Source organism: Arthrobacter sp. P1_A5, assembly GCF_056406825.1.
Genome location: NZ_JBFTZL010000226.1, coordinates 1 through 5,175, shown reverse-complemented (window position 1 = coordinate 5,175; position 5,175 = coordinate 1). Strand labels below are relative to the sequence as shown.

6 protein-coding genes are annotated in these 5,175 nt (G+C 66.3%); 3 read left to right on the top strand and 3 right to left on the bottom strand.

Going from position 1 to position 5,175, the window contains the following annotated elements; all coding sequences use genetic code 11:
• Nucleotides 1-53 precede the first annotated feature (53 nt).
• Nucleotides 54-230, bottom strand: coding sequence for a hypothetical protein (locus AC1D1S_RS19130; protein WP_476952230.1), 177 nt, complete (start codon nucleotides 228-230; stop codon nucleotides 54-56).
• 320 nt (nucleotides 231-550) lie between these two features.
• Between AC1D1S_RS19130 and AC1D1S_RS19125 the strand changes: the two genes are divergently transcribed.
• Together AC1D1S_RS19125 and AC1D1S_RS19120 are read left to right on the top strand one after the other, a co-directional pair.
• Complete coding sequence (locus AC1D1S_RS19125; protein ID WP_476952231.1) at nucleotides 551-2,401, top strand: AfsR/SARP family transcriptional regulator; 1,851 nt, start codon at nucleotides 551-553, stop codon at nucleotides 2,399-2,401.
• Nucleotides 2,402-2,486: 85 nt separating this feature from the next.
• On the top strand, nucleotides 2,487-2,669 hold the full coding sequence (locus AC1D1S_RS19120) for a PspC domain-containing protein (RefSeq protein ID WP_028275253.1): 183 nt from the start codon (nucleotides 2,487-2,489) through the stop codon (nucleotides 2,667-2,669).
• Between the two features lie 193 nt (nucleotides 2,670-2,862).
• On the opposite strand, the gene AC1D1S_RS19115 is transcribed toward AC1D1S_RS19120, so the two are convergent.
• Nucleotides 2,863-3,066, bottom strand: coding sequence for a cold-shock protein (locus AC1D1S_RS19115; protein WP_011690916.1), 204 nt, complete (start codon nucleotides 3,064-3,066; stop codon nucleotides 2,863-2,865).
• Nucleotides 3,067-3,545: 479 nt separating this feature from the next.
• Between AC1D1S_RS19115 and AC1D1S_RS19110 the strand changes: the two genes are divergently transcribed.
• The gene (locus AC1D1S_RS19110) at nucleotides 3,546-3,914 is read left to right on the top strand and encodes a hypothetical protein (RefSeq protein WP_476995206.1); all 369 of its coding nucleotides are present in this window, start codon (nucleotides 3,546-3,548) and stop codon (nucleotides 3,912-3,914) included.
• Between the two features lie 216 nt (nucleotides 3,915-4,130).
• Here the strand turns inward: AC1D1S_RS19110 and AC1D1S_RS19105 are convergent.
• Nucleotides 4,131-5,175, bottom strand: a 1,045-nt coding sequence (locus AC1D1S_RS19105; protein ID WP_476995205.1) for an EcsC family protein, incomplete at its 5' end; no start/stop codon positions are given.

Genomic DNA, 5,175 nt, shown 5'->3' with positions numbered 1-5,175 from the left:
GGAGGCGGGGGTCAGGCCCGTGCGGATACTGGCGTGTGGCTGCCGGGATTCAGTCAGCCCTGGAGGGACCGCAGGGATGCGTACGATTCGCTGGGCAGGTTGCCTGCCATCCAGGGGCGGGTGGACCGGATGGGAGGGGTGTGGCCCCGGCCGTCGCGGACGACCGCGACGATGGTGGCGACGGCTGCGAAGACCAGGAGTCCGGCGAGCAGGAGAGCGGCAAATTCCATGTGAAGAGCACCTCGGGCGAGTGATGGAGCTGGTTGTTGGGGCTGATGATGAATCAGGTTTGTTGGGCCGGAATCCCGGGCGATCGGTGCGGGTTTGGTTTTGCGGCTGGGGTTCAGGTTTCCGGTCCTTTTGTGGGGACATGTCCAGTTTCCGCACCCACCGTGTGAGCCACCGTGTGAGCATTTTCCGCTGTGGTTTTTCCGCCCGCTTCCGGCTCCCTTCGGCTCCGATCCCGCGCCGGCCGGGCGCCGTCGTTCTCCCGCCTCACGCTCACCGTCTGCCCCTCCCGCTCCCCCACCAGCGGCGTAGCATGACTCTTATGGCCGAGACTTGGATCCGGCTCCTCGGTCCGCCCCGGATCGAGTCCGCTGGCACCGCACCCCGGCAGCCCCGGGGCCGCAAGGCGTGGGCTGTGCTGGCCTACCTCGCGCTGCAACCGGGCGGCACCGGCCGGGCCCGGACGGCGGCTCTCCTGTTCCCCGATGCCGAGGACCCCCTCGGCGCCCTGCGCTGGAACCTCTCCGAGCTGCGCCGGACCCTCGGCGCGGATTCGGTCGGCGGCGACCCGCTGCGGCTCGTGTTGCCGGCCGGCTGGAACTGCGATGTGCTGGCGGCCCTGCAACCAGCCGGCGGCGCAGACCCCCGCACCTTCGACGGCGAACTCCTGGAGGGACTCGCCTTCGAAGAATGCCCGGCTTTCGAGTCCTGGCTGGAGGACCAGCGGCACCGGCTCGAGAACTCTGTCCTGACGCTGCTCTACGAGGCATCGCTCGCCGCGCTGGCGGCCGGAAGGGCGGACGACGCCGTCGACCTCGCCACCCGCGCGCTGCACCTGGACCCCTTCAACGCCGACTGCCACGCCGTGCTGATCAAGGCCCTGCTCGCCCTCGGTGACTACCGGCGGGCGCGGGAACAGGCCGACAAGTGCCGCGAGCTCTACCGCCGGGAGCTCGGGCTCGGCGTGCCCGCGGAGGTGCGCCGGGCACTGGCAGATGCGGCGCCCCCGGCCGAGCCCGGGCTGCCGGCCAGTTCGGCGGCGGTGCGGTCCTACCTGGATGCCGCCGAGGCCTCGCTCTCGGCCGGCTCGGTGGACCGCGGACTGGAGCAGTTGCGCCTCGCAGCCGAGATCGCGCAACGGACCGGCGACCACCATCTGCTCGCCGAATCGCTGGTCACCTTGTCCGGGGCGCTGATCCATCAGGCCGGCGGCCGCGGCGCCGAGGTGGCCGATCTCCTGCACCGGGCTTTACGAACAGAGGCGCTCAAGTCGGAAGGATTGGACCAGGAGCCGCTGGCGTCGGGGGGACGGAACCCCGGGCGGCCGGCGTCGCGGGTGGCGGCGGCCGCGTACCGGGAGCTGGGCTATTTGTCCGTGCAGCGGGGCATTCCGGACCGTGCGGCCGGCTGGCTGGAGCAGGCGGCCCGGGCGGCGGACGGCTTCGACGACGAACGCTCCAGGATCCTGGCCATCCAGGGCATGGCGGCTTCGGACACCGCGCATTACGGCGAGGCGCTGGCGGCTTTGGCCGAATCGAGCCGGCTCGCCACCGCCGTGGGTGGCCGCCGTCTGTTGGCGTTCAGCACGGCCCTGGCCGGCCGGGTGCATCTGCTGCGCGGGGATTTGGAGCCAGCGGCCGAATGCCTGGACCGGGCCCAGGAACTGATCGCGGCCGAGCACTGGACGGCGTTCGAACCCTTTGTCGCCGGGCTCCGCGGYGAGACGTTCCTCGCCGCAGGCCGGCTGGAGAACGCTGCTCCCCTGATCGACCGTTCGTGGGTGATGGCCGACGTCGCCGGCGACCACTGCTACCTGACCCTGGCCGCGGGGGCCAAGGCCCGGCTCAGCATGGCGCTGAATGATCAGGCCGCGGCCGAATCCTGGCTGAAGCGGGGGCTCGACACCACGCCCTGGTATCTCTGGTACCGGGCGCGGCTGCTGGACACGGCCGCCGAGGTCGCGATCGACGCCGGCTCCCCCGCCGCCGGGGACTACGCCGACCGGTTGGGCACCATGGCCAGCCGCGGCGCACTGCGCGAACTCGTGGTCCGGGCGCACTCGCACCGGGCCGTCCTGGGCGACACCGCCGCCGCGGAGACCATTCCGTGGCTGGCCAAGGACATCGACAACCCGGCGCTGAACACGTACCTGGCGCGGCGTGGGCAGCTCTGATCAGCTGCGGCGCGTGCTGTGGCACTGGGCGGCAGGGGCGAAAGACACTGCTGACTGGACGGGCGCCTGGTGCTACGGTAGCGAAATGTCAGCAACCTTGGTTCGCCCCAGACGCGGCAAAATCTTCGCAGGCGTGTGCGCTGCCTTGGCCGACCGTTTCGAAGTCCCCCGGGCATTTGTCCGGCTCGGGTTCATGTTCTTCGGCTTGTTCGGTGTGGGTGAGTTCGTCTATGTCGCGTTGTGGATCCTCATCCCCCGGGACGACTAGCTGCCGATTTGTAGTGCTGGACCCGGCGCGGGAGCCCTGGCCGGCATCAGGAGCGCGAAGGCGCGGCCGACGACGGTGCCGCGCCGTGGTCGTCGTACCTGTCTTGGAAGCACGGGTGGGTTAAACAAAAGCAGGGCCCGTCCGAAGACGGGCCCTGCTCGAAACCTAACGGTCCCGGGTATCTAAAAGGAAATTAGATAGCCTGGATGTTGGTGGCCTGGGGACCTTTGGGGCCCTGCTCGGTTTCGAAGGAGACCTTCTGGTTCTCTTCGAGGGAGCGGAAGCCGGAGGAGTTGATCGCAGAGTAGTGTGCGAAAACGTCCTGTGAGGAGTCATCGGGGGAAATGAAGCCGAAGCCCTTTTCAGCGTTAAACCATTTGACGGTACCAGTAGCCATTATTTTTGTCCTTCGTGAAGGTGGAGGAACTGTCCCGACTTTCGGGTCCTCCTGTTTGGGGTGCTCAAAACCGCTGCTTCAGAAGAACATGGGCTTTCGACCATGCGTACTGCCTGAACTACGAACTGCATAAACACAACAACAGGATCAACTGTACAGGAGATTCCGGACACCAATTACCACGGCCTGATTGGCGCACCCATGCCCAAGCCGAAAGGCCCTGGCTACTTATCGTGTGGATCGGCAGCTGGTCAGCAGTCAGGAAGTCATCGACCACGGCTGCCAGCCCCCGCTTCTCGATCTGGTGACCCTCCACGCCGGCGAAGGCGAAGGTGCGTTCCAGGTTTGGGGCTGTGGCCGAGAATTGGGGTGGCGCTGTGTCCCGGGGATCCGATACCGCCGCGCACGGCGGGGACGGGTCCGCCGGCGGGCGTAGCCGAACCCTTCCGCAATGGACGGTTCAGAAGTTAATCTGGGCCATGGGAATATTGATTGGGATCGTGATCTTCCTGGTGCTCTGGCTCGGCGTGTTCCTGGCCTGCATAATTCTCCCCATCGTGGCCCTCGCTAGGTATAACCGGACGCGGTCGCAGCCACTGGCGGCGGAGCCGGAGTGGCCGCCACGGAAGGCAAAGTACGCCCCGCCCCCTGTGGTCAGGCTTGAGTCCAAGGTCAGAACGACCCGTCAGCAGATCGAAGCCGCCGGCCCGGTAGTGGAGCCCAAGTGGAACGGGACCTACAGGTGGTGCGTCGGCCAGGATAAGAAAGCCTGGGACCGCGACTTCAAGGAAGCCGAGCAACTGGCAGAGGCCAGGCTTGCCCCGCCGGGCCGACGTTCTACATTTTGAGTAGCACGGCCGCGCCGGGATCACGGAGCCGGTGGTAGATCTCACCTGACGACCGGTCGTCACAGTGAAGGCCCCGCCGGAGCAGGGCCTTCAGAAAGAATCGGGCGGCCCAGTAGCCTTGCAGTGCCTCGCCCGTCCCGGCTACTTCACTCGAGGCTTCTCACTGGTGGCGTCGACTGGCGCTGCGACCGAGGTGACCGCCAGAAAGCGAATCGATCACTCGACGGGGAACATCGCTCTCGCTGTGCGGCCGATAACGTTCGTCATGGTTGCATCCACCGCGCCGCCGATCACTCCACCGACTAGCGGTATACCCTTCGCCAAAGTAACGACCGCACGCTTCGAGCCGTACTTGGCCAGGAGCATGAAACCGGCCTTCTTGTTGATCTCGCGAATCAGCACGATCGGGAGCTGCTTGATCGCCTGAATTGCCACTTTCTCTCCAACCTTGATGCCGAATGCCTTCACGATCTGCTGTGCGTTCGAACCCACCGCGATGAGCGTGGCCACCGTGCGAACATGCGGATCCTTGGGGTCGTACCCACGCAGGTAGGCGATTGCGCCGGCGAGGCGTGCATTGATCACGAGTGYGCCGGCCATGTTCGCGGGAACGGTCACTGGCATCGCGATGAACCCACCGAGCCCGGTCACGAAACCGTTGACACTGGCCGCTTCGACTGACTCGATGATCAGCCTCTTGATCGCTTTCTCAATATCGTCGCGCTCGTACGGCCTGACTTTCCGCGTCGGGTCGGCGTTGGGCTCGTAGCGGTCACCTTGGACGCGGGCCAGCCGATCCTCCGCCCATGTGATCGACCCTGTCAGTGGACCGACACCCGTGTCGATCACTTTACCGACCAGTTTCAGGAGCTGCCCGGACATCTTCTCGGCGGTAGCCGTCGGCGTCTCCTCGGGCTGCTCACTCGGGTAGCTGGACTGGAGCGGCTGGTCGTAATCAGAATCGGACACTTGAGACCTTTCGACGGTGCTGACATGATGCGGGGGTATCCCGCACATACCGCACACGACGGTGAACGTCCCCCGGCATGAACATACAGCCAAACCTGGAGGATGCGACGAACGAGAGTGGCGCGCCTGCAATGTTTCCGGGGAGAAATGGGCCGCCCACATATGGTTCATGACCCTTGATTCCTCGGTAGCCTGACCGCCGCATGAGCGACGTTCGTCAGCACCGAGGACCTGATCCGCCGGGAAGTCGACGCCGCCGCCGCCGGCGCTGCCCAGGAAGTCTCTCCAGCTC

What these genes read in the sequence shown, in the direction of transcription:
- AC1D1S_RS19130 (WP_476952230.1), bottom strand. Translation starts at nt 230, where the DNA reads ATGGAATTTGCCGCTCTCCTGCTCGCCGGACTCCTGGTCTTCGCAGCC.
- AC1D1S_RS19120 (WP_028275253.1), top strand. Translation starts at nt 2,487, where the DNA reads ATGTCAGCAACCTTGGTTCGCCCCAGACGCGGCAAAATCTTCGCAGGC.
- AC1D1S_RS19115 (WP_011690916.1), bottom strand. Translation starts at nt 3,066, where the DNA reads ATGGCTACTGGTACCGTCAAATGGTTTAACGCTGAAAAGGGCTTCGGC.
- AC1D1S_RS19110 (WP_476995206.1), top strand. Translation starts at nt 3,546, where the DNA reads ATGGGAATATTGATTGGGATCGTGATCTTCCTGGTGCTCTGGCTCGGC.